The 26,059-nt window shown below is 72.6% G+C and carries 21 protein-coding genes; 17 read left to right on the top strand and 4 right to left on the bottom strand.

What is annotated here, in order from left to right; all coding sequences use genetic code 11:
• Window positions 1–28 precede the first annotated feature (28 nt).
• Window positions 29–739 (top strand): hypothetical protein, encoded by a 711-nt coding sequence (locus ACIA77_RS48955; protein WP_395893085.1) that lies wholly within the window; start codon window positions 29–31, stop codon window positions 737–739.
• A 114-nt stretch (window positions 740–853) separates the two neighbouring features.
• Here the strand turns inward: ACIA77_RS48955 and ACIA77_RS48950 are convergent, their stop codons facing one another.
• Window positions 854–1,678 carry an SDR family NAD(P)-dependent oxidoreductase gene (locus ACIA77_RS48950; RefSeq protein WP_395893084.1) on the bottom strand — a complete coding sequence of 275 codons (825 nt, stop codon included), beginning with the start codon at window positions 1,676–1,678 and terminating at the stop codon, window positions 854–856.
• 120 nt (window positions 1,679–1,798) lie between these two features.
• Between ACIA77_RS48950 and ACIA77_RS48945 the strand changes: the two genes are divergently transcribed.
• Window positions 1,799–2,701, top strand: coding sequence for a LysR family transcriptional regulator (locus ACIA77_RS48945; RefSeq protein ID WP_395893083.1), 903 nt, complete (start codon window positions 1,799–1,801; stop codon window positions 2,699–2,701).
• 40 nt (window positions 2,702–2,741) lie between these two features.
• Here ACIA77_RS48945 and ACIA77_RS48940 read toward each other — a convergent pair whose 3' ends face one another.
• Together ACIA77_RS48940 and eboE are read right to left on the bottom strand one after the other, a co-directional pair.
• Window positions 2,742–3,428: a helix-turn-helix domain-containing protein gene (locus tag ACIA77_RS48940; protein ID WP_395893082.1), complete on the bottom strand. Its 687-nt coding sequence runs from the start codon at window positions 3,426–3,428 to the stop codon at window positions 2,742–2,744.
• A 55-nt stretch (window positions 3,429–3,483) separates the two neighbouring features.
• The gene (gene eboE, locus ACIA77_RS48935) at window positions 3,484–4,686 is read right to left on the bottom strand and encodes a metabolite traffic protein EboE (RefSeq protein ID WP_395893081.1); all 1,203 of its coding nucleotides are present in this window, start codon (window positions 4,684–4,686) and stop codon (window positions 3,484–3,486) included.
• A gap of 298 nt (window positions 4,687–4,984) precedes the next feature.
• Here eboE and ACIA77_RS48930 point away from each other — a divergent pair, with 298 nt between their 5' ends.
• The 5 genes from ACIA77_RS48930 (at window position 4,985) to ACIA77_RS48910 (ending at window position 11,965) form a co-directional block, all read left to right on the top strand.
• Entirely contained in the window at window positions 4,985–6,046 is a 1,062-nt protein-coding gene (locus tag ACIA77_RS48930; RefSeq protein ID WP_395893080.1) for a 2,3-butanediol dehydrogenase, read from the top strand.
• A 99-nt stretch (window positions 6,047–6,145) separates the two neighbouring features.
• Entirely contained in the window at window positions 6,146–7,228 is a 1,083-nt protein-coding gene (locus ACIA77_RS48925; RefSeq protein ID WP_395893079.1) for an ABC transporter permease, read from the top strand.
• A 12-nt stretch (window positions 7,229–7,240) separates the two neighbouring features.
• Entirely contained in the window at window positions 7,241–8,347 is a 1,107-nt protein-coding gene (locus ACIA77_RS48920) for a substrate-binding domain-containing protein (protein ID WP_395893078.1), read from the top strand.
• Window positions 8,348–8,357: 10 nt separating this feature from the next.
• Window positions 8,358–10,859, top strand: a complete 2,502-nt coding sequence (locus ACIA77_RS48915) for an ATP-binding cassette domain-containing protein (RefSeq protein WP_395893077.1) — start codon at window positions 8,358–8,360, stop codon at window positions 10,857–10,859.
• A 26-nt stretch (window positions 10,860–10,885) separates the two neighbouring features.
• Complete coding sequence (locus ACIA77_RS48910) at window positions 10,886–11,965, top strand: SDR family oxidoreductase (protein WP_395893076.1); 1,080 nt, start codon at window positions 10,886–10,888, stop codon at window positions 11,963–11,965.
• Window positions 11,966–11,973: 8 nt separating this feature from the next.
• Here ACIA77_RS48910 and ACIA77_RS48905 read toward each other — a convergent pair whose 3' ends face one another.
• Window positions 11,974–12,645 (bottom strand): cupin domain-containing protein, encoded by a 672-nt coding sequence (locus ACIA77_RS48905; protein ID WP_395893075.1) that lies wholly within the window; start codon window positions 12,643–12,645, stop codon window positions 11,974–11,976.
• Window positions 12,646–12,814: 169 nt separating this feature from the next.
• Between ACIA77_RS48905 and ACIA77_RS48900 the strand changes: the two genes are divergently transcribed.
• The 10 genes from ACIA77_RS48900 to ACIA77_RS48855 all read left to right on the top strand — a co-directional run bounded on the left by ACIA77_RS48900 (window position 12,815) and on the right by ACIA77_RS48855 (window position 26,043).
• Window positions 12,815–13,594: an SDR family NAD(P)-dependent oxidoreductase gene (locus tag ACIA77_RS48900; protein ID WP_395893074.1), complete on the top strand. Its 780-nt coding sequence runs from the start codon at window positions 12,815–12,817 to the stop codon at window positions 13,592–13,594.
• A gap of 57 nt (window positions 13,595–13,651) precedes the next feature.
• Window positions 13,652–15,055 (top strand): M24 family metallopeptidase, encoded by a 1,404-nt coding sequence (locus tag ACIA77_RS48895; protein WP_395893073.1) that lies wholly within the window; start codon window positions 13,652–13,654, stop codon window positions 15,053–15,055.
• Window positions 15,052–16,032: a zinc-binding dehydrogenase gene (locus ACIA77_RS48890; RefSeq protein ID WP_395893072.1), complete on the top strand. Its 981-nt coding sequence runs from the start codon at window positions 15,052–15,054 to the stop codon at window positions 16,030–16,032. The genes ACIA77_RS48895 and ACIA77_RS48890 overlap by 4 nt, the downstream gene beginning before the upstream one ends.
• Entirely contained in the window at window positions 16,029–17,093 is a 1,065-nt protein-coding gene (locus tag ACIA77_RS48885) for a zinc-binding dehydrogenase (RefSeq protein WP_395893071.1), read from the top strand. The genes ACIA77_RS48890 and ACIA77_RS48885 overlap by 4 nt, the downstream gene beginning before the upstream one ends.
• Window positions 17,090–17,962, top strand: coding sequence for an NAD(P)-dependent oxidoreductase (locus ACIA77_RS48880; RefSeq protein ID WP_395893070.1), 873 nt, complete (start codon window positions 17,090–17,092; stop codon window positions 17,960–17,962). The genes ACIA77_RS48885 and ACIA77_RS48880 overlap by 4 nt, the downstream gene beginning before the upstream one ends.
• A gap of 273 nt (window positions 17,963–18,235) precedes the next feature.
• Window positions 18,236–20,983 carry a LuxR C-terminal-related transcriptional regulator gene (locus tag ACIA77_RS48875; protein ID WP_395893069.1) on the top strand — a complete coding sequence of 916 codons (2,748 nt, stop codon included), beginning with the start codon at window positions 18,236–18,238 and terminating at the stop codon, window positions 20,981–20,983.
• A 153-nt stretch (window positions 20,984–21,136) separates the two neighbouring features.
• Window positions 21,137–21,673, top strand: a complete 537-nt coding sequence (locus tag ACIA77_RS48870) for a (2Fe-2S)-binding protein (protein WP_395893068.1) — start codon at window positions 21,137–21,139, stop codon at window positions 21,671–21,673.
• 1 nt (window position 21,674) lies between these two features.
• The gene (locus ACIA77_RS48865) at window positions 21,675–22,667 is read left to right on the top strand and encodes an FAD binding domain-containing protein (RefSeq protein ID WP_395893067.1); all 993 of its coding nucleotides are present in this window, start codon (window positions 21,675–21,677) and stop codon (window positions 22,665–22,667) included.
• A complete protein-coding gene (locus tag ACIA77_RS48860) occupies window positions 22,664–24,910 on the top strand; it encodes a xanthine dehydrogenase family protein molybdopterin-binding subunit (RefSeq protein WP_395893066.1) in 2,247 nt (748 codons plus the stop codon). Before ACIA77_RS48865 ends, ACIA77_RS48860 begins: the two co-directional genes overlap by 4 nt.
• Window positions 24,907–26,043: a hypothetical protein gene (locus ACIA77_RS48855; RefSeq protein ID WP_395893065.1), complete on the top strand. Its 1,137-nt coding sequence runs from the start codon at window positions 24,907–24,909 to the stop codon at window positions 26,041–26,043. Before ACIA77_RS48860 ends, ACIA77_RS48855 begins: the two co-directional genes overlap by 4 nt.
• Window positions 26,044–26,059: the final 16 nt, after the last annotated feature.

The raw sequence follows: 26,059 nt of genomic DNA, 5'->3' as shown, positions 1-26,059 counted from the left end.
GCGAGAACTCGCCACGGAGGGGGATTGCATGGGGGACGTCCACGCCCGGCTGCTCGCCGCGCTCGACGAGTCCGATTTCCGCGCCCGCCGAGGCCAGGCGGTCCCGGCCCGGATCGTCACCGGACCGCGTTCCCGCATCTGGGGAGTCATCGGGACCCTGCGCGCCGCGGTGTCCCGCGAACTCCTCAGCTGCGACGACACCGGGTACCTGATCCGGGCGGGTGTCCCCGAACGCATCCAGGCACGTGGCCCGCAGACGCTCACCGCCGCACTGGACCGCGGCGTGGCCGTCCGGCAGCTCACCACCCAGCCCGGCCTCCTCGCCGACCGCAACCTCGGCGCGATCGTGCACCGCGCCGGCGGCCAGGCCCGCGTCGTCGGCCGCATCCCCTTCAAGCTCTCCATCCTCGACCGCCGCGTCGCCTGCTTACCCCTCGACCACACTGTCCTCGCCGATGGCTTCCAGCTCATCCGCGACCCCGTGCTGGTCCACGCCCTCGTCGCCCTCCACCGGCAGCTCTGGTCGTCCGGTCGGGTTCCCCAAGACGCCGGCCTGCCCCCTCGGCTGGCTGTGCTGCTGCCCGTGCTGGCTTCGGACGAGCCCGACGAGGTGGCCTGCCGCCGGATCGGGTTGTCGCCGCGCACCTACAGCCGCAGGGTTGCCGAACTGCTGGTGGTGCTCGGCGTGAAGAACCGTTTCCAGGCCGGCGCCGAAGCCGGCCGCCGCGGCTGGTTGTGAGCCCGGCCGGCCGAGCGGGGCGGTGGCCCGCGGGTGTGCTGATGGACGTGTGGACCAGCCGCCCGAAGCCGGCTCGACGACGCGCGCCACGGCGGCCGTGGGTACCGACGGTCGTCAGGCGTTTTGCCGGGCCGGCTCACCGAACGCCGCCAGCGCGACCGGCTGCCATTCGTGCCACGTGCGCAGGCGCTCGGCGTAGATCTGCTCGACGTCGGCGAACGATTTGCCGAAGAACACGCGTCGCGGCGGGGCTTCGGCGTCCGCGACGGCCAGGATGGCCGGGCCCGTGGCGAGGGGGTCGCCGAGCTCGAAGGCCGGGGCGAGCGTGCTGCGGACGGCGGCGTAGTCCGGGTGTTCGGCGCTGACGCGAAGGCTGTCGCCGCCGAACTCGGTGGCGTAGGGGCCGGGTTCGACGATCGTGACGTGCACGTCGAAGGCGGCGACCTCCTGGGCCAGCGACTCCGTCAGGCCTTCCACCGCCCACTTCGACGCGTGGTAGGCGCCGAGACCCGGGTACGCGCGGACCCCGCCTTCGCTCGTGACCTGCAGGATCCGGCCGGAGCGCTGGGTCCGCAGCACGGGCAGCACCGCCTGCGTGACCCACACCGTGCCGAAGAAGTTCGTCTCCAGCTGCGCGCGCAGCTCGGCTTCGGTCAGGTCTTCGAGCAGCCCGACCTGGCCGTAGCCGGCGTTGTTGACGACGACGTCGAGCCGGCCGAGCCGCTCGGCGGCGTGCGCGACGGCGCCGAACACCGCCGCACGGTCGGTGATGTCCAGCCGGACCGGGACGAACGCGTCGCCGAACCGGGCGGTGAGCGGTTCGAGCGCGGCCGGGTTCCGGGCGGTGCCGGCGACGCGGTCGCCACGGCCGAGCGCCGCCTCGGCCCACACCCGGCCGAGGCCGCGCGACGCGCCGGTGATGAACCAGGTCTTGCTCATGACTTTCTCCTCGAGATCGCAAAGGGCTTTCGCCTTCCATCGTGGGCACCGGGCACTCATTCCACCAGCGATGATCAAGAAGAACAGACATGACGAGACCGCATGCCTCAAGATGGGGGCATGGCCGAGTTCACCGTCACCGCGCTGAGAGTCGTCCACGCCGTCGCCGGCACCGGGTCCTTCACCGCGGCCGCCGAACTGCTCGGCTACACGCAGTCGGCGGTGTCCCGACAGGTGGCCGCCGCCGAAACGGCCGCGGGCGCCCCGCTGTTCGTGCGCGGCGCCCGCGGAGTCTCGCCCACCCCGGCGGGTGCGGCCGTGGCCCGTCGCGCGGCGACTGTGCTGAGCGAGATCGACGCCGTGGACCGGGATCTCGCGGAGCTGGCCGACCGCCTCGCCGGACGGGTCGGGCTCGGCGCGTACCCGACGGCGATGTGGGTCCTCGTCCCGCGCGCCGTCGCCGAAGTCCGCCGGCGCCACCCGGGGCTCCTCGTCGAGCCCCGGGTGGCGGCCACGCCCGCCCAGCTGCGGCAGCTGCGCGCCGGGCGGATCGACGTCGCGGTGGTCGCGGTCGGCCCGGACCTGCCGTCCTACGACCTCGACGGCCTGCGCCTGGCGCAGCTGCCCGGAACCGGCTTGCGCGTCGCGGTTTCTCGCGAGCACCGGCTGGCCGACCGCACCCGGGTCGCGGTGACCGAGCTGGCCGGCGAACCCTGGATCGCCGGCGCCGGGCTCAAGGGCGAACCGCAGTTCGGCGCGTGGCCGACCCTGGCCGACCCGCACCTCGCGTACGTGATGCGCGACTGGCCCGCCCGCCTCGGCCTGGTCGCGGCCGGCCTCGGGATCACCGTGGTGCCGGCCCTGGCCGCGCCCGCCGTGCCGGCCGGCGTCGTGACCCTCCCCGTCGACGACCCGGCCTGGCTCGGCCGCACCACGGTCGCCGCGACGCGCGAAGACCACACCGCGAACGCCGACGCGGTGGTCGCCGCGCTGCGCCAGGTGGCGGAACAGCTGGGGGAGTAGCGCTCTGTGTCCGGGGCGACCAACGAAGGTCGGCCGAGGGTCAGCGAGCCGGATTCCTGCCGTGGACGAACCAGATCGCTTCCGCCGGCCCGTCACCCCGGTTGGTGAGGCGGTGCGGGGTCGTGGAGTCGAACGCGATCGAGTCGCCGGCGTGGAGGTGGTAGGTGTCGAAGGCGAGGGCGACTTCGAGGGTGCCGCTGATGATGTAGCCGTATTCGATGCCCGCGTGGCGCGTGAGCTTGTCGTCGGGGACGGAGCTGCCGTCGACTTCGTAGCGGACGTAGAGGAAGTCCACCGTGCTGTCGTGGATGGACGAGAGCTGCTCCCAGGTGACGCCGGAGTCGAGGACGAGCTGGCGGCGCTCGCCGGGGCGGAGCATGGGGCTTTCGTGCTCCTCGGGATCCTCGTTGAGCTTCGCGAGAGCGCCGTGGAAGCTGTGCTTCTCGACGCCGGCGGCCGGTGCGGGCGCGGGCGCTTCCGCCGCGTCCGCACCGCTGCCGGCGAACAGTTCGTCGATGGAGACGTTCAGCGCGCTGCACATCGCGTACAGCGTCGCGACCGACGGCTGCGACTTCCCGTTCTCGATCTGCGACACGAAGGCCGCCGAGTAGCCGAGGTCGCGCGCGAACTGGCGCAGTGACAAGCCCGCGTCCTGCCGGCGGGCGCGCAGCTTCGAGCCGAGGTGCGCGGCCTCGGGGTGCTCCGCCGGCTCGTGCTTGGCAACCACGTCTCGCTCCTCGTGCTGTCGTTCAGTAAGTGTTCACTGTAGCTTGACGCGGGACTCAAGCGGTGAGCCGGTCGCGCACGAACTCCAGCTCCCGCACGACGTAGTCGGTGATGTCGCCGGACTTGAGGTGCTCGGGCAGCACGTCCCACGTGTACGTCTCGATCTCCAGGTGCGAAGACTGCGGCTGCGCGCGGTGCCGGTCCAGCGCCTGCTCGAGTGCGAAGCGCGTGGTGCGGAACGGGCCCAGGTCGTCGAGGAAGACCGGCACGTGGAAGTGCGTGCGCCACTCGCGCGCGCCACCGGGTTCCCGGCGCCAGGCGGCGATCGCGTCGGAGAGGTTCAGGTGCCGTGTGACGGAACCGTCGCGCAGTTCCGACGTCTGGCTCAGGTAGATGGTGCGGGTGAACCGCTCCAGCTCGCGCACGACCTCGTCGGTCACCTCGGGCACCCACAGCGCGGCGGCCTGCTGCAGCTTGAAGATCGGCACGCCGGCGTCCGCGAGCAGGTCGAGCGACGCCGGGATGTCGTCGAACTCCACCGCCTGGTGGCCGATGTCGAACACGATCCCCGCGTGCCTGCGCAGGGCCCCGAACGCTTCCGCGAGCGGGAGGTCCGCGAGTCCGGACAGCGCCTCCGCCGCCGCACAGGAGTACAGCCGCGTCGTGAAGTAGCGGACCGTCTCCTCGATGGTTTCCAGGTAGCAGAACGGTTCCGGCTCGATCGCGAGCTTCACGCGCCGGCCGGTCCGGCGTTCGAGCCCGACGAGGTGGGCCACGACCCGCAGGACGTTGCGGGTGAACGATTCCACGTACGCTTCGCCGGTGACCTTGGGGCGGTAGGCCAGCGGCACCGTCTGGATCGTCGGCTCGACGCCGTCGGCCGCGACGTCCGCGAGCACGTCGGCCACGCGCATCGTGTAGGCGACGCGCTCTTCGGTGCTCCAGTCCGGTTCGTACACGTTCTCCATCACCGAGCGGCCCTTGAACGGCCCGTGCGGGAACGCGTTGACGGTGTAGACGTAGAGATCGTTCTCCGCCAAGTACTTCTTCAGCCGCTCGCGCTCGGGCCCGTCGTCCGAGAGCCGGTCGGCCGACGCGCCCGAGAGCCGCAGCGACACCCCGAACGGCGCGTCCGGCGAGACCCGGCGTTTCACTTCGGGGACGTACGTCTCGAGGCTGGTGTTCATCTCGTCCCAGGTGTCACCCGGGTGCACGAGAGTCGAGTAGGACAGGTGGCCCAGACGCGTGCCGAGGTCCATGAGGTTCCTCCGGGGAAGGCGGCAGAGAAGGTGCCGGAAGCGCTGCGGTGACGGCTCGCAGCGGTCGTTTGCTCGAAGTGAACAGTCCGGATCCCAGTCCTGTCAAGGATGAAGGAGCATGACCTGCGGGTCTGGCAAAGTTGTTCGCTGACCCTTGACTCACCGTTCGGTTCATTGTTCACTATCGCTGTACAGCGTCGTCGAACGGGAACGCACCCGGCGATCACGACGCCGCGTCCGCGCCCGGATCCCGGCTGCGCGGGCTCTCGGAGACAACGAAGACTACGAGGAGTAGAGCATGCGCGCCGCAGTCTTCCACGACAAGCACGACATCCGGGTCGAGAACGTACCCGAGCCGGCCGCGGTCGGCGCCAAGGAAGTGCGCGTCCGGCCCTACCTGTGCGGGATCTGTGGCACCGACCTGCACGAGTACGCGGCCGGGCCGATCGTGATCCCCACCAGCCCGCACCCGCTGTCGCACGCCGCGGCCCCGCAGGTGCTCGGCCACGAGTTCTCCGGCCAGGTGCTCGAGATCGGTGCCGAGGTCACGGGAATCCGCGTCGGCGAGCGGGTTTCGGTGATGCCGTTGATCTACTGTGGACACTGCTATTACTGCCGCCGCGGGCTCAACCACCTGTGCCCGCGGATGGCGTGCACCGGGCTCAGCTGGCACGGCGGCGGGATCAGCGAACAGGTGGTGGTGCCCGACTACCAGATCGCCGTGCTGCCGGAATCGGTTTCCGACGTGCAGGGCGCCCTGGTCGAACCGGCCGCGGTCGCCGCGTACGGCGTCGACCGCACCGGGTTCGGGGCCGGCGACACGCTGTTCATCACCGGCGCCGGTCCGATCGGCGCGCTCGCCGCGCTGTACGCCCACGCGTCGGGCGCCGCGCGGGTCATCGTGAGCGAGCCCAACGCGCGGCGCCGGGCTCTGCTCGAAGCGCTCGAGGTCGCGACCGTGCTCGATCCGCTGGCCGAGGACGTGCCGGGGGTGGTCCGTGCGCTCACCGGCGGCGTCGGGGCCGACGTCGCCGCCGAGTGCTCCGGGTCCGAGGCCGGCCTGGCCACGGCACTCGGCAGCCTGCGCTCCCACGGCACCGCGACCCAGGTGGGCCTGCACGTGCGCCCCGCGACGATCGACCCGATGGCCCTTTCGCAGCGGGATCTGAGCCTGGTCGGGACGTGGTGCTACCCGGTGTTCGACTTCCCGCGCATCATCTCGCTCGTCGCGACCGGACGGTTCCCGGTGGAGCGGGTGCTCACCGAGGTGATCGCGGTCGACGACGTCGTCGCCGGCGGGTTCGACCGGCTGCTCGATCCCGAAGGCGACGCGCAGAAGCTGCTCGTCAAGGTCGGCTGACCCCACCAGAACAACCCGTCCCGAAGTCCGCAAGACCTTTGTGGACGGACTTCGTCCTGCCCTGCGAACCGGTGCGCGCAGCACCCGAGGAGCGATCCGATGAGCGACACGACAAGGGGCTCGGTGGCCGTCACCCGGTCGGCCCCGGCGCCCGCCCCGGCTCCGGGGACCGGCCATCCGCCCCGGCCGAGCTTGTGGCGGCGGACGACGGCGCAGCACGCCTCCCGCGGCCTGGTCACGATCCTCGTCGCGACCGTCCTGCTGTTCCTCGTCAGCCTGCTGCTGCAGCCCGAGAGCCTGGGCCGCAGCTCGTTGCAGGGGATGCTGCCCTTCGCCGCCGTGCTGGCCGTGGTCGCGCTCGGGCAGACGCTGGTCGTCCAGCAGGCCGGGATCGATCTGTCGGTGCCCGGCACCGTGTCCCTCAGCGTGATCATCGTGACCCACTACCCCGGTGGTGACAACGGAAAACTGCTCCCCGCGGTGCTGCTGGCCTACGTCGCCGCGCTGGCGGCGGGCCTGCTCAACGGCCTCGTCGTCAGCCGGCTGGGAATGTCGGCGATCGTCACTTCCCTGGGCACCAACGCGTTGCTCTACGCGGTGGTGCTGGGGGTTTCGGGTGGTTCGCCGGTGACGACCACGGCCGCGCTGCACTCGATCGCCACCGGCCGGTTCCTCGGCCTGCCCTGCGCCGTCTACATCGCCGTGGTCCTCGTCGCCGTGACGGGCTTCGCGATGAAGCGCACCGTGCCGGGCCGCCGGTTCGAGGCCGTGGGCGACAACCCGGAGGCGGCGGGGCTCGCGGGCCTGCGCGTGCGGCGCCACCAGCTGGCCGCGTACGTCTGGGCTTCGCTGCTCTACGGCACCGCCGGCATCCTCCTGGCCGGCATCGTCACCACGCCGGGGGCGTTCCAGGGCGACACGCTGCTGCTGCCCTCGGTCGCGGCCGTCGTGCTCGGCGGCACGTCGCTGCTCGGCGGCAAGGGCAGTCCCGTCGCCAGCGCCATCGCCGCCCTGTTCCTGTCCCAGCTCGACCAGTTCGTGCTGACGCTCGGCGTCAGCGCGGCGACGGACAACATCGTCCAGGCCCTCGCGCTCGCCGCGGGTGTCGCCGTCTACACCGTGAACTGGGCCGCCGTGCGCGGCTGGTTCCGCCGTGTCCCCACTCCCCGGACCCAGCAGTAGGAAGGGTTTCCCATGTCTCCCCGTCACTTCCGCCGGTCGGTGCTCGCCGGCCTCGCGTCCCTCGCCCTGGTGACCACTGCGTGCACAGTGGACGACGGCGCTTCGACCAGCGCCCAGGGCAAGCCCGCCAACGCGAACGTGCCGTCCTGGTGCGGTTCGAAGCAGATCTCCCTCGGCCTGGCCGACGGCTTCGGCGACAACAACTGGCGCAAGGTCACCACGGCCGAAGCCAAGGCCGAGGTCGCGAAGTGCCCGAACGTCACGTCGTTCACCTACACCGACGGGCAGGGCAACACGCAGAAGGCCATTTCGGACATCCAGGGTCTCGTGGCCAAGGGCACGCAGGCGATCGTGGTGTTCCCCGATGCCGGCCAAGCCGTGCTGCCGGCCCTGCGCAGCGCGTACAAGGCCGGCGTGGTCACCGTGCCGTACCGCGTCAGCCCCGGCGGAACTCCCGGCCAGGACTACGACGCGTTCGTGAGCACCGACTTCGAGCAGGCCGGTGTGCTGTGGGGCCAGTGGCTCGTGAAGGCGCTCAACGGCAAGGGCAAGGTGCTCAACCTCGGCGGGCCGCCCGCGAACTCGCAGAGCCTCGACGAGTACAAGGGCATGCAGAGCGTGCTCAAGGACCACCCGGGGATCCAGTTCGTCGGCACCACGCCGTACGAGGTGACCAACTGGGACGCCGCGCAGACCCAGCGCGTGATCACCGCGGCGCTGGCGAAGAACCCGGAGATCGACGCGATCACCACCGACTTCGGGGCGGCGCTGGCCAGTTCGTTCTCCGCCTTCACCTCGGCGGGGCGCAAGATCCCGGCGATCGCGACCGAGGACGCCAACCAGCTCGCCTGCAACTGGCAGCAGCAGAAGGACGCCGGCAGCGCGTTCCCGCTGTTCACCGTGTCCTCGCAGAACGCGATGTCGCGCCTCGCGATCGACGTCGCGGTGGCCAAGGCGACCGGCGGTGTGGTGCCGAAGGACCAGGTGTACCCGCAGACCGCGTTCGAGGACTCCATCTCGGGCCAGCCGCACCCCGTCACGTGCGACAAGGGCCTGCCGAGCGACGCGTTCGTGTCCAGCTCGCTGTCCAAAGCGGACCAGATCGCGGCGCTGAAGTAGGAGGCGGAAGATGACCGAAGTAGCGGCTCTGAGCCTCACCGGGGTCTCGAAGAGCTACGGGCCCGTGCGCGCACTGGCCGAGGTGTCGCTGGACGTCTTCGGCGGCCGGGTGCACGCGCTGCTCGGCGAGAACGGCGCGGGCAAGTCGACGCTGATGGGCATCGCGTCCGGCTCGACCCAGCCCGACGAGGGCACCATCGCGGTGGCCGGTGAGCCGATCGCGGCGCTCACCACCGACCGCGCGAGCCGGCTCGGCATCGCGATCGTGCACCAGCACCCCGCCGTGGTGGCCGACATGACGGTAGCCGAGAACATCCGGCTCGCGGTGCCCGCCGAGCGGATGCCGGCCGGGACGCCGCGCGTGTGGATGGTCGAACTGCTGCGGCGCGTCGGCGCGGACCTGCGGCTGCAGGACCGCGTGGCCGACCTCGGCGTCGCGCAGAAGCAGCTGCTCGAGCTGGCGAAGGCCATCGCGCTGGAGCCGAAGGTGCTGATCCTCGACGAGCCGACCGCGCCGCTGGGCGCGGAGCAGACCGAGATCCTCTTCGACCAGGTGCGCCAGGCCACCGCCCGCGGCACGGCGGTCGTCTACATCACCCACCGCCTGGCCGAGGTGCGCGAGATCGCGGACGAGGTGACCGTGCTGCGCGACGGCCGGGCGCGCGGGCACGCGGCCGTCGCCGACCTCACGGACGACGAGATGCTGCGGATGATCGTCGGGCGCGAACTCGCCTCGACGTTCCCCGAGAAGTGCACCGATCCGGCCGGCGCCAAGGTGGCGCTGGAGGTCGACGGCCTGTCCGGTGAGGGGTTCCACGACGCGCGGCTCGTCGCGCACCACGGGGAGATCGTCGGGCTCGCCGGGATCGTCGGCAACGGCCAGAGCGAGTTCCTGCGCGCGCTGGCCGGACTGCGGCACTCGACGGGCCGGATCGTGCTGGACGGCGCGCGGCTGCGGGGCCGCGCCCTCGTCCGCTCGACCGCGTACATGCCCGCCGACCGGCACCGGGAAAGCCTGTTGCCGGCGATGTCGGTGCGGGAGAACGCTGCGGTGAGCGCGCTGCCGTCGTTCGCCGGCGGGGGAGTCGTCTCGGGCGAGCGCGAGCGATCCACAGTGGACGCCGAGCTGGCCAAGCTCTCGGTGAAGACCGCGTCGCGCGAGACGAACGTGATGGCGCTCTCGGGCGGGAACCAGCAGAAGGTCGTGATGGCGCGGGCCCTCCTCGCCGCGCCGCGGCTGCTGCTGGCCGACGAGCCGACCCAGGGGGTCGACGTCGGCGCCCGGTCGGAGATCTACACGATCATGCGCGACGTCGCTGCGTCCGGCGTGCCGGTGGTCGTGGTGTCCTCGGACGCCAAGGAGCTGGAAGGCCTCTGCGACCGGGTCGTCGTGTTCTCCCGCGGGCAGGTCGTCGCCGAACTCACCGGCGACGACGTGACCGAGGAGAAGATCACCGGCTCGGTCGTGAACGCCACCACCCTCCGCAGCGAAACGCCGCCGGCGAAGAAGGCCCCCGAGGCCCGGACCGCGCGGACGCCGATGGCCGAACGCCTCCGGGACCTCGCGAAGGGGGACTACGCGCCGAGCCTCGTGCTGGCGCTGGTGATCCTCGCGCTCGGCGGCTACACCTTCGCGCACAACGTCCGGTTCCTCGCCCCGTTCAACGTCACCTCGTTGCTGACGCTGCTCACGGCGCTCGCCTTCATCAGCCTGGGCCAGACGATCGTGATCATGACCGGCGGGATCGACCTGTCGGTCGGTCCACTCGCCGGGCTGCTCGTGGTGATCGCGTCGTTCTTCGTCACCGACGGGCATTCCCCGGTGCTCATGGTGCTCGCGCTCGTGATCATGCTCGCGGTGGCCGTGCTGTCCGGAGTGCTCAACGGCCTCCTGATCCGCTTCGGCGGGTTCACGGCGGTCGCGGCGACCCTGACGCTCTACATCGGACTGCAGGGCATCTCCCTGCTGCTGCGGCCGTTCCAGGGCGGGTTCATCAGCACGACGGTCACGGACGCGATCACGGTGTCGGTCGGCTTCGTGCCGGTCGCGTTCCTCGTGGCGGTCGTCGTCGCGGTCGCGCTGGAGCTCGCGCTGCGGTTCACCGCCTGGGGCCGGGGCCTGCGCGCGGCCGGTTCGAACGAGGGGTCCGCCCTGCGCCTGGGCGTCAAGGTGAACCGCGTCCACGTGCTCGCCTACGTCGGGTGCGCGGTGCTGACGTTCTTCGGCGCGCTGCTGCTGATGGCCCAGATCGGCGTCGGCGACCCGACGCAGGGCGTGAGCTACACGCTCTCCAGCATCACGGCGGTCGTGCTGGGCGGGGCGAGCCTCGCCGGCGGGCGCGGGTCGTTCATCGGCACGTTGCTGGGCGCGACGCTGATCCAGGAAGTGCTCAACGCGACGACGTTCCTCAACCTGAGCCAGAGCTGGCAGTACTTCTTCCAGGGCATCCTCATCCTCGTCGCCGCCGCGATCTACACCCGCGTGCGCCGCCGGACGCCGGCCCTGGTCTGACCGAACGCGAGCAGAAAGCAGAGACAGTGAGCGAAAAAGCACTCGTCGTCGGGGTCACCGGCATCGCCGGGGCCGCGGTGGCCACGCGGCTGGTCGAGCGCGGCTGGGCGGTGACCGGCGTGTCGCGGCGCAGCGAATCCGGCCTCGCCGGGGTCCGGCCGGTCCGCACCGACCTCGAGGACCCGGCCGCGCTGCGCGCCGCCCTCGCGGACACCGCGCCGACGCACGTCTTCCTCACCGCGTGGTCGCGCCGCCCGACCGAGGCGGAGAACATCGAGGTCAACGCCGGCATCGTGCGCGACGTGCTCGCGGCGGCCACCGCCCGTGGCGCGGTGCGGCACGTGGCCCTGATGACCGGGCTCAAGCACTACCTCGGGCCGTTCGAGGCCTACGCCGCCGGTGTCACGCCGGACACTCCGTTCCACGAGGACGAAGCGCGCCTCGACGTGCCGAACTTCTACTACGCGCAGGAGGACGAGCTCTTCGCGGCCGCCGAGCGGCACGGCTTCACCTGGAGCGTGCACCGCGCGCACACCGTGATCGGGCACGCGGTCGGCAACGCGATGAACATGGGGATGACGCTGGCCGTCTACGCGGCCGTGTGCCGGGAAACCGGGCGGGACTTCCGCTTCCCCGGGTCGGAGGTCCAGTGGAACGGCGTCACCGACATGACCGACGCCGGGCTGCTGGCCGACCAGATGGTCTGGGCGGCCACGGCCGAGAACGCGCGCAACGAGGCGTTCAACATCGCCAACGGTGACGTGTTCCGCTGGCGCTGGATGTGGCCGCGCATCGCGAAGCTGCTCGGCGTCACGCCCGTGGGGTTCGACGGCAAGCCCGCGCCGCTGGAGGAGCAGATGGCCGACGCCGCCCCGGTGTGGCGGCGGATCGCCGAGCGCCACGGGCTGCGGGAACCGGACGTCGCGCGCGTCGCTTCGTGGTGGCACACCGACAGCGACCTCGGCCGGCCGATCGAGTGCCTGACCGACATGAGCAAGAGCCGCAAGGCCGGGTTCGCGGGCTACACCAGCACGCTCGACTCGTTCGCCCGGCTCTTCGAGACCCTGCGCGCGGAGCGGATCATCCCGCCCGCGGCGGACCGGTGACCGCCGGGTCAGCGCTCGTCGCCGGTGACCGGGTGCGCGCCGCCGAGCAGCCGCAGCAGCTCGGCCGGCGGACCGGCGATCCGCTCGCGCGCGCGGCCGGAGACGGTGCGGCCGACGACGAACCACAGCCCGCGCGCGGGCTCGGACGTGTGGTTGACGTAGAGGTGCGGGCGATCGGAGCGGAACGAGACCGAGTCGCCGGCGCGCAGCACGTGGTCGGCCGATTCGAACCGCAGCGTGAGCTCACCGGCGAGGAGGTACGCGTGTTCCCTGCCCGGGTGGCGCATCAGCCCGCCGTCGGCGGAGCTGCTCGCGCCGGGCTGGTAGGTCACCAGCAGCGGTTCCACGGACCGCGGGTCGTCGACCGCGAGGCGTTCCCAGCGCACGCCGTTGTCCATGTCCAGCACCGGGTTGTCGGCCGCGCGCTGGATGGTGGTCTCGAGCACGTCCGGTTCGCTCGCCGGGGCGCGGCCGCCGACGTCAAGCCCGAGCAGTTCGTCCAGCGAGAGGCCGAGGTGGCTGACGAGGGTGTACAGCGTGCTCACGGACGGCTGCGACTTACCGGTCTCGACCTGCGACAGCAGGCTCGCCGAGAGCCCCGTGGCCAGCGCGACGCCGCGCAGGGTGCGCTTCTGCCTGACCCGTGCTTCGCGCAGGGCAGGGCCGATCCGGTCGTCCACGGTGCCGCTCCCGTTCCGTTCACGGCGCCATCGCCGACTGTTCACTCGATCATACGTTCGTGCGCTGGGGCTGTACACAAGCCCGGGTGCGACCTGCACTACACCGCGGAACGGCCCTCGCCTGTTCAGCGTGAGCGAACGCCAGGGATTCAACGAAAGGAGCATGGCCATGGCTGAGCGACTGACCGGCAGGACCGTGGTGGTGACCGGAGCGGGCCGGGGGATCGGCGCCGCCCTCGCCCGCGGGATGGCGGACGAGGGCGCGGCCCTGGTCGTCACCGACCGCGACGAACCCGAGGCCGCCGCGGTGGCGCAGGCCATTCGCGACAGCGGCGGGCGCGCCGTGCACCGGCGCGTGGACGTCGCCGACCGCGAGGACGTGCGGGCCGCGATCGAACTGGCCGTGAGCGAGTTCGGCCGGCTCGACGTGTACTTCAACAACGCCGGCTTCAACGAGCCCGAGAAGTTCCTCGACATCACCGAAGCCGTGTGGGAGCGCATCTTCCGCGTCAACGCGTTCGGCGTCGTGCTCGGCAGTCAGGAGGCCGCCCGGCAGTTCATCCGGCAGGGGACGGGCGGCAAGATCGTCAACACCTCTTCGATCGCCGGACGGCAGGGCTTCCCGAGCTTCGCGCCCTACTGCGCGAGCAAGGCCGCGGTGATCTCGCTGACCCAGTCCGGCGCGCGGGCGCTGGCCACCCACGGCATCACCGTCAACGCCTTCGCCCCCGGCGTGGTGCGGACCCCGTTGTGGGACAAGCTCGACCGCGACCTCGAGCGCATCGGGGAGGGCGACGCGGGGTTCGCCGCGATGTCCGGCGACATCATCCTCGGCCGCCCGGCCGAACCCGAAGACCTGATCCCGACGGCCGTGTTCCTCGCCGGCCCCGATTCCGACTACATCACCGGGCAGGTGATCCCGATCGAGGGCGGGATGGTCCTCGTCTGAGGCCGCCCGCTCGTCCACGTTCCCGGCGGTCAGCCGCCGCGGGGGAAAGGAAAACTCATGCCGATCGCCACGTTCGGGCCCAACGCCGTCGACTGGGAGACCCGGATCGACCACGACCTCCTGCGCACGCAGCGGCTGCAGCGCCTGCGCGAGCAACTGGACAAGTCCAGCCTCGGTGCGGTCCTCGCGTTCGACTTCTCGAACATCCGGTACATGTCCGCGACCCACATCGGCACGTGGGCGATGGACAAGCTCATCCGGTTCGCGCTGGTGACCCGCACCAGCGACCCGATCGTGTGGGACTTCGGGTCCGCGGCCAAGCACCACCAGCTCTACAACCCGTGGCTCGCCACCACGACCGCCGAAGCCGACGCCGACCCGCACGCGCCGCACCACGGCGCCGTGCGGCCGCGCGCCGAATCCGGTGCCCGAGCCGGGATCTCGACGCTGCGCGGGGCGTTCCACCCCGACGCGGGCATCGCCGACGAGGTCGCCTCGAAGATCAAGCGCGAGCTGGAGAAGTTCGGGCTGCTCGGCGAACCGCTCGGCGTCGACGTGATCGAGCTGCCGATCCTGGCGGCCCTGCAGCGCGCGGGCGTCACGGTCACCGACGGGCAGCAGGTCTTCATGGAGGCCCGCCGCGTGAAGACCGCCGACGAGATCTCGCTGCTCACCCAGGCGTGCTCCATGGTGGACGCGGCCTACGACGACCTCTACCGCTTCCTGCGCCCGGGCGTGCGGGAGAACGAGTGCGTGGGCCTGGTCTCGAAGTCGTTGTACGACCTCGGTTCCGAGTACGTCGAGGGCGTCAACGCGATCTCCGGCGAGCGCTGCTCGCCGCACCCGCACGTGTTCTCCGACCGGCTGATCCGGCCCGGTGACCCGGCGTTCTTCGACATCCTGCACAGCCACCAGGGTTACCGCACCTGCTACTACCGCACGTTCGCCGTCGGTTCGGCCAGCAGCGCGCAGCGCGACGCCTACGTGCGCGCCCGCGAGTACATGGACCGCGCCATCGCGCTGGTGCGCCCGGGCGCCACGACGGCGGACATCGTGTCGGTGTGGCCGACCGCGCGGGAGTTCGGCTTTCCCGATGAGGAAGCCGCGTTCGGGCTCCAGTACGGGCACGGCGTCGGACTGTCCATCTGGGAGAAGCCGATCTTCTCGCGCCTGGTTTCCCTGGAGCACCCGGAGGTGCTGGAGGTCGGCAACGTCTTCGCGCTCGAGACGTACTGGCCCTCGGCCGACGGCGTCGGCGCGGCGCGGATCGAGGAGGAATTGGTGGTGACCCCGGAGGGCTGCGAGGTGATCACCAAGTTCCCGGCCGAGGAACTGCTCGTCGCCGGCCCACGCTACATCGGGGTGAACGGTGCGCTCGCCACCGCGCGCGAATCCCAGTCCCACCTGAACACGCCGGCCGGCCGCGGCGAAGCCACCGCCCGAAAGGAGCGCACCCGATGAAAGCCCTGAGGTTCACCGCCGCGGACGCGGTCTCCGTCGACGAACTGGAGGTGCCGCGGATCGCCGCCGACGAGGTGCTCGTCGCGGCCCGGTCGGTCGGCATCTGCCACTCGGACATCGAGTTGCTCGAAGGCCGTTACATCATCCCGTTCTCCTACCCGATCATCCCGGGGCACGAGTGGTCGGGGGAGATCGTCGAGACCGGTGCCGACGTCACGGATTTCGCGCCCGGTGACCGCGTCGTGGGCGAGTGCGTGATCGGCGCCGACCACTTCGGTTTCTCGATCAGCGGTGCGGCGGCGGAGTTCTTCGTCGCCAAACCCGCGTGGCTGCACCGGTTGCCGGATTCGCTGTCGTTCACCGACGGCGCGCTCGTGGAACCCTTCAGCTGCGGGTACCACGCCCTGATGAAGGCGGGCAACGTCAACGCCAGCGACACGGTGGTGGTGTTCGGCGCCGGTCCGATCGGGCTCGGCGTCACCGCCGGCGCCGCGGCGCTCGGGGCCCGCACGATCACCGTGGAGCCGGCGGCCGGCCGGGCGGAGGCGGCTCGCAAGCTCGGTGCCGACGTGGTGCTCGACCCGGCGGCCGCGCCGATCGCGGACCAGGTGGCCGAGGCGACCGGCGGCGCCGGCGGCACGGTGGTGATCGAGGCGACCGGGCGGCCCGCGGTGATGGCCGACGTGCTCCGGGTCGCCGCGCACGGTGCCCGGATCGTCTACGTCGGCATCGACGTCGGCGGCAGCGCGCCCGCCGAACTGGGTCTCATCCAGTCGAAGGAGCTCGCCATCCGCGGGATCATCGGGTCGCCGGGGGTGTGGCCGGACACGCTGCGGTTCCTCGACCGCGCCGGGCTCGGCCTGGGCGAGCTGGTCACGAGCCGGTTCCCGGTTTCGCGTGCGGCGGAGGCGATCGCGGCGTCGCGCGACACCGCGCGCAACATCAAGGTGCACCTCGAGTTCGGGGCCACGCGGTGACCGCGACCATGCGCGCGGCCGTCTACCACGGCCGCCGGGACGTGCGGATCGAAGAGGTGCCCGTGCCCGAGCCGCGGGCCGGTGAGGTGCTGCTCGCGGTGCGGCGCAGCGGGATCTGCGGTTCGGACGCCACGGAGTGGGTGGCCGGCCCGAAGGTGGTGCCGCTGACGCGGCGCCACCCCGGCAGCGGGCACCTCGGGCCGATGATCATCGGGCACGAGTTCGTCGGTGAGGTCGTGTCCGGTGGCTCCGGGTTCGCGGCGGGCGAGCTGGTGGCCGCCGGTGCCGGTGTCTCGTGTGGACGGTGCGACCGGTGCGGCGAGGGCCGCACCAACCTGTGCCGCCGCTATTACACGCTCGGACTCAACGCGCCCGGCGGGCTCGCGGAGTACGTCGCCGCGCCCGCCGGCCTGCTGCGGCGGATCCCGGACGGGATCTCCCTCGACCACGCCGGGCTGGCCCAGCCGCTGGCCGTCGGGCTGCACGCCGCGCGGCGGGCCGGGGTGCGGCCGGGCGACTCCGTCGTGGTCATCGGGGCCGGGGCGATCGGCTCGTTCGTGCTCGCGGGGCTGCGGCACCTCTACGACGCCGAGGTCACGGTGCTCGACTTCCCCGGCGACAAACTGGACCGCGCGACCCGGCTCGGTGCCGCGCGGGTGGTCGATGCGACGGGCGAGGTCGTCGAGGCCGTGCGCGAGCAGACCGGTGGCCGCGGCGCCGACGTGGTGATCGAGGCGAGTGGTGCGCCCGGGCAGTTCGAGAACGCGGTGCGGATGGTCACCGACGGCGGCCGCGTGCTCGCCGTCGGCCTGCCCAAGCAGGCACCCGCGGTCGACCTGTTCGGCTTGGTGCTGCGGGAGATCACCGTCGAGTCGACGGTGGCGCACGTGTGCGGCGAGGACCTGGGTCCGGCGCTGGAGATCCTCGACGGCGGCGTGCTCGGTGCCGCGCTCCTCGACTCCGTGATCGGGCTCGAGGACCTCACCGACCGGGGCCTCGCGCGGCTGGCGGCCGGGAAAGTGGACGGCAAGGTGCTGATCGATCCGGGGAGGCGCGCGTGAAGGTCGCGGTGCTGGGACTGGGCGCGATGGGGTCGCAGCTGGTGCTGCGGCTGCTCGACCGGGATGTCGACGTCACGGGCTGGAACCGCGATCCGGCGCGGGGCCCGCGGGCGGGGATCCCGGCCGAGCGGCTCGCGCGCTCGGCTTCGGACGCGGTGCGCGACGCCGATGTGGTGCTGACCATGCTCGCGGACGGCCGGGCGGTGCGCTCTGTGGTCGCCGGCGTTCTCGACGCCGTGCCGCGGAAGGCGCTCGTGCTCGACCTGAGCACCTCGGGTCCCGAACTGTCGCGGGAAGTCGCGGGTGCGGTGACCGGGCGCGGGCTCCGCTTCGCCGAAGCTCCCGTGTCGGGCTCGGTCGGCGCCGCCCGCGGCGGCACGCTGACGATCATGTTCGGTGGCGGCGCGGACGAGCTGGCCGCCGCCGAGCCGGTGCTGCGGCACCTGGGCCGCCAGACCATCCACATCGGACCGATCGGCACCGCGGCCACGTTGAAGCTCTGCGTCAACGCCTTGCTGCACACGTTCAACGCCACCCTCGGCGAGGTCCTGGGCGCCGCGGTGGGCGCGGGCATAGATCTGCGCACGGCCTACGACACGATCGGCTCGTCCGCCATCGCCGCGCCGTTCGTCGGCTACAAGCGCGAAGCGTTCCTCGCCGCGGGCCTGCCCCCGGTGGCCTGCGCCGTCGACGTGGTCCGCAAGGACCTCGAACTCTTCCTCGACGCGGTCCCCGACCCGGGCCTGGACGCCCCGACCGTGCGCACCGCCGTCGGCGTCGTCCACCGCGCCCAGGCGGCCGGTCTGGGGCAAGAGGACATGGCGACGCTCGCCCACCTCTACCGCCCGGGCGGAACCGGCGAACGCTGAGCAGCCACCCGATCGCCGTCGGTTTCCCGGACGCCGGCGGCGATCGGGGAGTGCGTGGCCCCGAGGGCCGGCTTGTGACGAATGACTGCCCGAACGTCACCGCCGCCCTCGGGTTCCTTGAGCGGCCCGGGGCCGCTGGTTAGCTTCGGGGGACTGCCGCATCGCGGGGCAGGCCCGGGCACACCCGGCCGTCGCGTGGCGAGCGGATCCGGAGCGGGTTTCGAGTCGATGCGGCACACCAGCGGCCACCATCGACGAGGAGCACCACGGGCAGTGAGCGGCAGACTCGACCCGGCCGACCGGCCCGGCCCCACTCGCGGCCGGGCGGCCGAACTCGCCGCCGCCGACGAGGCGGTGGCCGCGGTGCGGCGCGGAGCCGGCGGGGTCCTCGCGGTCGAGGGGCCACCCGGGATCGGGAAGAGCCGGCTGCTCGCCGAGATCCGCGGGCGGGCGCGGCGGGCCGGCGTCCGCACGGCGGCCGGCCCGGCGCTCGAGGGCCAGCAGGCCTACCCCTTCGCCGCCTTGCTCACCGCGCTGGCCGAGGGCGGCGTGCTGGCCGAGGCGAGCTTCGACTCGCCGGAGCGGTTTCTGCGGGAAGCGGCGCTGGCGCTCGAAGCGGCCGGCGAGCCCCTGGTGATCCTCATCGACGACCTCCACCACGCCCACCGCGAAACGCTGGCCGGGCTCCGGCGGCTGGTCCCGTGCCCGGGTGTCCTGTGGGTCTTCGCCGCCACCCCGGGCGGTGCGGCGCCGCTCGTCGCGGAGACAGTGGCGTGGCTGGAGACTTCCGGGGCTCGTCGCCTGCGCCTGGACGCGCTGGACGAACCGGCGGCCGCCGACGTCCTCGCCGACACCGCCGGTTGCCGGCCCGGGCCGGACGTCCTGGCGCTGGGGCACGAGGCCGGCGGCAACCCCGGGCTGCTGGTGGCCCTCGGGGCGGGGGTGCGGGAAGAAGGCCTGACGGCGACAGCCGGCGCCGGCGTCACCGCGGCCGGAAACCGGCTGCCCACGCGGGTCACCCAGCTCGTCGAACGCCGCGTGAAGCGGCTTTCGCCCGCCACCCAGCGCATGATCCGCGTCGCCGCCGTCCTGCCGCGGCTGTTCTCCGTCGCGCACTGGGCCGCGACACTCGGGCAGCGCTCGTCGGAGCTCATCGAGACCGTCGCCGAGGCCTTCGAGGCCGACCTCCTCGTCGAGCACGGAGACCAGGTGCGGTTCCGCCACGCCCTCGTCCGCCGCGCGCTCGTCGACGCGACCCCGCGTTCGCTGCGGCGCGCGGTGCAACGGGAGGTCACCGGGGTCCTGCTCGAAGCCGGCGCGGCGCCGACGGAGATCGCGCTGCAGCTGGCCGACAGCGCCGAGGTGGGCGACCGCGAAGCCGTCGCGCTGGTCCGCCAGGCCGTGGAAGCCATCGCCGTGTCCGACACCCAGAGCGCGGCCGAGCTGAGCGTGCGCGCGCTGCGGCTGCTGCCGGACCACGACCCGCAGCGGTGGTCGCTCGTCACCGACGCCGTGCACCTGCTGTACCGGGCGGGCCGCGACGTCGAAGCCCGCGACGTCGGCCTCGACGCGCTCAAGGGCGCGCTGCCCCCGGCGCAGGAGGCGGAGGTGCGGCTGCGCGTCACGAGCATGCCCACCCGCCCGACCGGTGACCGGCTGCGCCAGAACGTCCTCGCGCTGGAGCTGCCGAACCTGCCTGCCGTGCTGCGCGCGCGGCACCAGGCGTGGCTCGCGTACAACCTCGCGACGAGCGGGCGGCCCGCGGAAGCGGAGAAGCGCGCCGCCGGTGTGGACCTGTGCGACGACCTGCACGCCCGCGTCGTCACCGAGCTCGCCCTCACCGCGGTCGACACGGCCCACGGCCGGATCACCGCCGCGCTCAAGCGGGTCGAGGCGGCGGCCGAGCAGGTGCGGGGCGCGCCGTACGAGAGCTGGCAGGAGATGGTCCCGTTCCACCACGCCGACGTGCTCGCCACGGCCGGCCGGGTCGCCGACGCCCGCGGTGTCCTCAGGACCGCGGTGAGCCGCGCGCGGCACGTGTCCGCCGACGTGTTCGTGGGCGCCTGGCAGCAGTTCGGCGGACTGCTGTCGTTGACCGCGGGGCGGCTGTGCGAGGTCCGCGAGGAGTTCGCCGCCATCGCCGGCGAGCGCGAAGGCGAGGTCATCGGCGACTTCGACGACATCGTCCGCTTCTCCGTGTGGACGGCGCTCTACGCCCACCAGGGCGACGCCGAATTCGCGCGGCGGGCGGTCGGCGGGGCCCGCCGCATGGCGGGCGGCGTGAGCCCGAACGTCCGGCGCCTCGCGCGGCGGGTGCTCGCCGAACGCGAACTGCGCCGTGGCGATCCCGTGCGGGCGCTGCGGTTCTTCGGCGACGACCCGCTGCCGGCCACGCCGCCGTTGCTGCCCCACGAGTTCGGTTACCACGTCGCGGTCGTGCGCACGGCGCTCGCGGCGGGCGACCTCACGGCGGCCGAGTGGGCGGCGGAGGCCGTGACCGTGCCGTACCGGGAGAATCCGGGCATCCGCGTGTACGAAGGCGTCGCGGCGCAAGTGGCGGGGCTGCTCGCGGGCGACCCGCAGGTGCTCGCGGATGCCGCGCGGCTGCTGGGGGACACCGAGCGCCCGCTGCTGTTCGCGGCGGCGGCCGAGGACACGGGCCGGCTCCTCGGCGAGCTCGACGAACGCGCCGCCCTCGGCCACCTCGGCACCGCGTTCGACACCTACCTCGAACTCGACGCGGTCGCCGACGCGCGCCGCCTCGGCCGGGCCCTCGCCGAGAAGGGCGCGCGCCGGCGCGTGATCACCCGGGACCGCCCCGAATCCGGGTGGGCGAGCCTGACGAGCGCGGAGCTCAAGGTCGTCCGCCTGATCGCCGAGGGCGCGACCAACCGCGAAGCCGCGGCGAGCCTCGTGCTCTCCCCGCACACCGTGAACTCGCACCTGCGCAACGCGTTCGCGAAGCTGGGCATCAACTCCCGCCGCGAGCTGGCGAAAATCGTCCACGAGGCCGACGCCTGACGTGGTGCGCGAGCGACGCCGTGCGCACCGCACGAGCCCGCTCGCGGATGGCACGTCCGTGCGATGGACCGCGGCCGCTCCCGCGATGACGATGACTGGGGCTCCGCCACCAGCGGAGCCGGTCTCCATCCGTCGTTTCAAGAGGAGTTTTCCGTGGACCTCGAGGTACCCGAGGCCGGACCGGCCCAGGACACGCCCACGCGGCCTCGCGGCCCCGCCACCGAACCCGTCATCCTGACGGTCAACGGCCGCGACTACGCCCTCGAGCTCGAACCCCGGGTCAGCCTGCTCGACGCGCTGCGCGAACACCTGTGGCTCACCGGTTCCAAGAAGGGGTGCGACCAGGGCACCTGCGGCGCGTGCACGGTCTGGGTCGACGGCCGCCGGGTGCTGGGCTGCCTGACGCTGGCCGTCGCGTGCGAAGGCCGCGAGATCTCGACGATCGAGGGCATCGCGCGCGAGGGCGAGCTGCACCCGATGCAGCAGGCGTTCATCGACCGCGACGCGTTCCAGTGCGGCTACTGCACGGCCGGGCAGATCATGTCGGCGATCAAGCTCATCGAAGAGGGCAACGCCGAGGACGACGAGTCCATTGCGGAATACATGAGCGGCAACATCTGCCGCTGCGCCGCGTACCCGAACATCCGCGCGGCCATCCGCGACGTCCGCGACCAGCAGCGGGAGGCCTGACGTGCGTCCCCTTTCCTACGCCCGCGCCTTCGACGTGCGCAGCGCCGTCGAAACCGTCGCCGCCCACGAGAACAGCGCGTTCCTCGCCGGTGGCACCACGCAGGTCGACCTGGTCCGGCTCGGTGTCCACGGTCCGGACCTGCTCGTGGACATCAACGCGCTCCCGCTCGCGGACATCGAGGAACAGCCCGGCGGCGGTCTGCGCCTCGGCGCGCTCGCGCGGATGACCGACGTCGCCCGGCATCCGCTGGTGGCCGAGCGCTACGTCGCGACGTCGCAGGCGCTGTTGCTCGGCGCGTCCGAACAGCTGCGCAACATGGCGTCGATGGGCGGGAACCTGTGCCAGCGCACGCGCTGCACGTACTTCCGCGACAACCTCTCGCCGTGCAACAAGCGCGAGCCGGGCTCCGGCTGTTCCGCGCTCGAAGGCCTGCACCGCGGCCACGCGATCCTGGGCACGAGTGAGCACTGCATCGCGACGCACCCGTCCGACGTGGCCGTGTCGCTGGTCGCGTTCGACGCCGTGGTCCACACCACCGGCCCGGACGGTTCGCGGGCGATCCCGATCGACGAGTTCTACCTCGAGCCCGGCGACCAGCCGCACGTCGAGCACCCGCTCGCGCACGGTGAACTGATCGAGGCGATCGACCTGCCGGCCTTGCCGATCGCGCGCAACTCCGTGTACCTCAAGTTCCGCGACCGCGAGTCGTACGAGTTCGCGCTCGTCTCGGTCGCCGCCGCGCTCGAGGTCGAAGACGGGATCGTGCGCGACGTGCGCCTCGCCCTGGGTGGCGTCGCCACGCGGCCGTGGCGCGCCCGGCGGGCCGAGGAAGTGCTCCTCGGCGCGCCCGCGACGCGCGAGAAGTTCGTCGAAGCCGCCACCGCGGAGCTCAGCGGCGCCGACGTGCGCCGGGACAACGCGTTCAAGGCCGAACTCGCCAGACGCGCCGTCGTCCGCGGTCTCACCACCCTGATCGAGGGAGAAGTACGATGACCTCAGCGATCGGCAAGCCGGTGTCCCGGGTGGACGGACCGGCGAAGGTGACCGGCGCGGCGCGCTACTCCGCGGAGATCGTGCTGCCGGACCTGGCGTACGCGGTGCTCGTCGGCGCGACGGTGCCGAGCGGCCGCGTCGCGGGCTTCGAACCACTCGGCCCCGCCGACGGGCTGCTCGCCGTGCTGACCCACGAGAACCTGGGCAAGATCGTCGGACGGCCCCAGCTGCTGCCGTCGCTCGTCGGCGGCCCCGCGCCGGGCGCGAGCTTCTTCCCGATGCAGGACGACCAGGTGCACTACTTCGGGCAGCCGGTGGCCGTGGTCGTCGCCGACAGCCACGAACGCGCCCAGCACGCCGCCGCGCGCCTGCGGGTCCGCTACGAGCGCACGCCCTCGACGACGACGATCGACGAAGGCCGCGACCGGGCGTTCGAGGCCGAGCGGCTCTTCGGCGGCCTGATGCCGGGCCGCACCGAGCGCGGGGACGTCGACGCGGCGCTGGCCGATGCCGACGTCCGGCTCGACCTGCAGTTCCGGTTCGCGGCCAACCACCACAACGCCCTCGAACCCCCGGCGTCGACCGCCGTGTGGGACGGCGACCAGGTGACCATCTACGACTCCACGCAGGGGATCCGGGCGAGCCAGCTCACCGTTTCGCACCTGCTGGGCCTGCCGCTGGCGAACGTGCGGGTGATCGCGAACTTCGTGGGCGGCGGCTTCGGGTCCAAGGCCATGATCTGGCCGCACGTCACGCTGTCGGCGATGGCCGCCCGGCACGTCGGCCGCCCGGTGAAGCTCGTGCTCACGCGGCCCCAGACCTACACGTCCACCGGGCACCGCGAGGAGCAGGAGCAGGCGCTGTCGCTCGGCGCGACGCGCGACGGCCGGCTCACCGCGCTCGACCACCGCAAGCTCTCGATCACCTCGCCGTTCGACGAGTGGGCCGAGCCGGCGACGGGCGTTTCGTCGCAGCTGTACAAGTGCCCCAACTTCCGCGGCGTGCACCGGATGATCCGCGGCAACACGCTCACGCCCACCTTCATGCGCGGGCCGGGGGAGGCCGCGGGCTCGTTCGCGCTGGAGACGGCGATGGACGAGCTGGCCGTGGAGCTCGGCGTCGACCCGGTGGAACTGCGGCTGCGCAACCACACCGACGTCGACGACCGCGGCAACCCGTGGTCGAGCGACGGGCTGCCCGAGTGCCTGCGGCTCGGCGCGGAGAAGTTCGGCTGGGACGCGACAACCCGGGTGCCGCGCAGCCGGCGCGACGGCAACTGGCTGATCGGCACCGGCATGGCGTCGGCCGCCTACCCCGTGCCGCTGTTCATGCCGACGCAGCGCGCCCGCGCCCGGCTCTACGCCGACGGCAGCGCCGTGGTCGAGGCCGGCACCCAGGAGTTCGGCACCGGCGTGCTCACGGCGATGACCCAGGTCGGCGCCGACGCGCTCGGGGTGCCGCTCGCGGACACCCGGTTCCACGGCGGCTCCACGGATCTGCCCAACATCAGCGCCGCGGTCGGCTCCGCGGGCGCGGGCATGATCAGCGCGGCGGTGCACGACGCGGCGACGAACCTGCGCCGCGAGCTCGTCGACCTCGCGGTGGCGGACGAGGGATCGCCCCTGCACGGCGCGGAGCCGGCGGACGTCGAGGTGGCCGCCGGGCGCATGCAGCTGCGCGGTGACACCGCGCAGGGCGAGCACTACGGCGACCTGATGCAGCGCCACCGGCTGTCCGAAGTGGAGGCTCTCGGCAGCTGGACCCCGCCGCCGCTGGACACGCCGCACGGCCTGCTCACGTTCGGCGCGCAGTTCGCCGAGGTGGCCGTGGATCCCGACCTCGGGCTCGTGCGCGTGCGGCGGCTGCTCGGCGCGTTCGCCCCCGGCCGGGTGCTCAACGCGAAGCTGGCCCGCAGCCAGCTCATGGGCGGCATCCTGTGGGGCATGGGCCAGGCCCTGCTGGAGGGCAACCGCATGGACCCGCGCGGCGGCCGCTGGGGCGCCGGGAACCTGGGCGAGTACCTCGTGCCGGTCAACGCCGACGCGCCCGACGTGCAGGTCGAGTTCGTGTCCGTCGCCGACGACGTGGTCAACACCCTCGGCGTCAAGGGCGTCGGCGAAGTCGGCCAGGTCGGCGTCGCGGCGGCCATCGGCAACGCAGTGTTCAACGCGACCGGGCGCCGGGTCCGCGAGCTCCCGATCGCGGCCGAGCTGGTGATGGACCCGGTGGACAGCTGGTCGTGACGACGAAGACGAACGCCCGAAGACCGGCGATCAGCCGGCCGGACCGGCACCGCCGGGCCGAACCGGCGGGGCCGGGGGTTTCGCGCTGGGCGCGGCAACCGTGGCTCGGGGTGGCGGGGCTGTCGCTGGTGATCCCGGTGGCGGTCCTGCTCGCCGTCGCGGCCGGTGGCGCGGAGGGCTCGCTGCTGGTGTTCGCGCCCCTGGTCACGTTCTCCCTGCCGGTGGTCGCGATGATCGCGTTCTGGTGGGAGGACTGGCCGGGCACGCGGCTCGGCCCGGACTGGGCCGGGTGGGCCGACACCGTCCTGATCGTGGTCGCCGCCGTGGTGTTCACGACACTGGGCGCGGCCCTGGTGGGGCACTTCTCGCTCGGTGCGGTGTTCGACCCGTTCCCGAGCAAGCCGGAGCTCGGCACCTTCCCGGCGACGATGCCGCTGGCGGGCGCCGCGTTCGTGGCGATGCTGCAGCTGACGCTGGTGAGTGAGCATTGGCCGGTGCGCCGGTTCGTCGGGTCCATCGCGGGCGGCGTGGTGTCCGTGGTGCTGGCGTGGGTGATCGCGCTCGTGCTGTGGATGGCATTGCTGGGCGGGAAACCGTTCCACGGCGAGGGATCCGGCGTGCTCACCGGCGGCCAGTTCGGCGCGGTGCTCACGTGCGTCGGGGCCTGGCAGGTGTGGTTGTTCGTGCTGTGGCGCGGGTGGCCGTTCCGGCTGGTGCCGCGTCAGGGGGTGCGGTTCGCGTGCGCCAACGTCGTCAGCCTCGGCGGCGGGATCCTGACCTACGTCGTGGTGGCGGTCGTGCTCGGCGCCGACCCGGCCACAGTGACCACGATGGCCGGGGACTTCGTCGCCGGGGGCCTGCTCGTCGGCATGCTCTTCGAGGACGCGTTCCCGGCGCGGTGGCCGGCGGGGCTCGAACGCGCGGTGGCCCTGGCGCTCACGCTGGTGGTCGCCGTGGGGTTGCACTTCGCCCTGCTGGCCGTGGCTGACTCGCTGACGTGGAGCCGGGGTTCGGCGATCGACTGGGTCGGCCACGTCACGCTCAACGCCGTCGGTACCTCGGTGATCCTGCACGTCGCGATCGGCCGGCGCTGGCCGTTCGGCCGGAAGCGCGAAAACGATAAGAAATCTTGACTATCCTCTCGATTGA

This window comes from Amycolatopsis sp. NPDC051903, from assembly GCF_044452505.1.
Classification (GTDB): Bacteria; Actinomycetota; Actinomycetes; order Mycobacteriales; family Pseudonocardiaceae; genus Amycolatopsis.
This window is presented reverse-complemented; position numbering and strand designations above follow the sequence as displayed.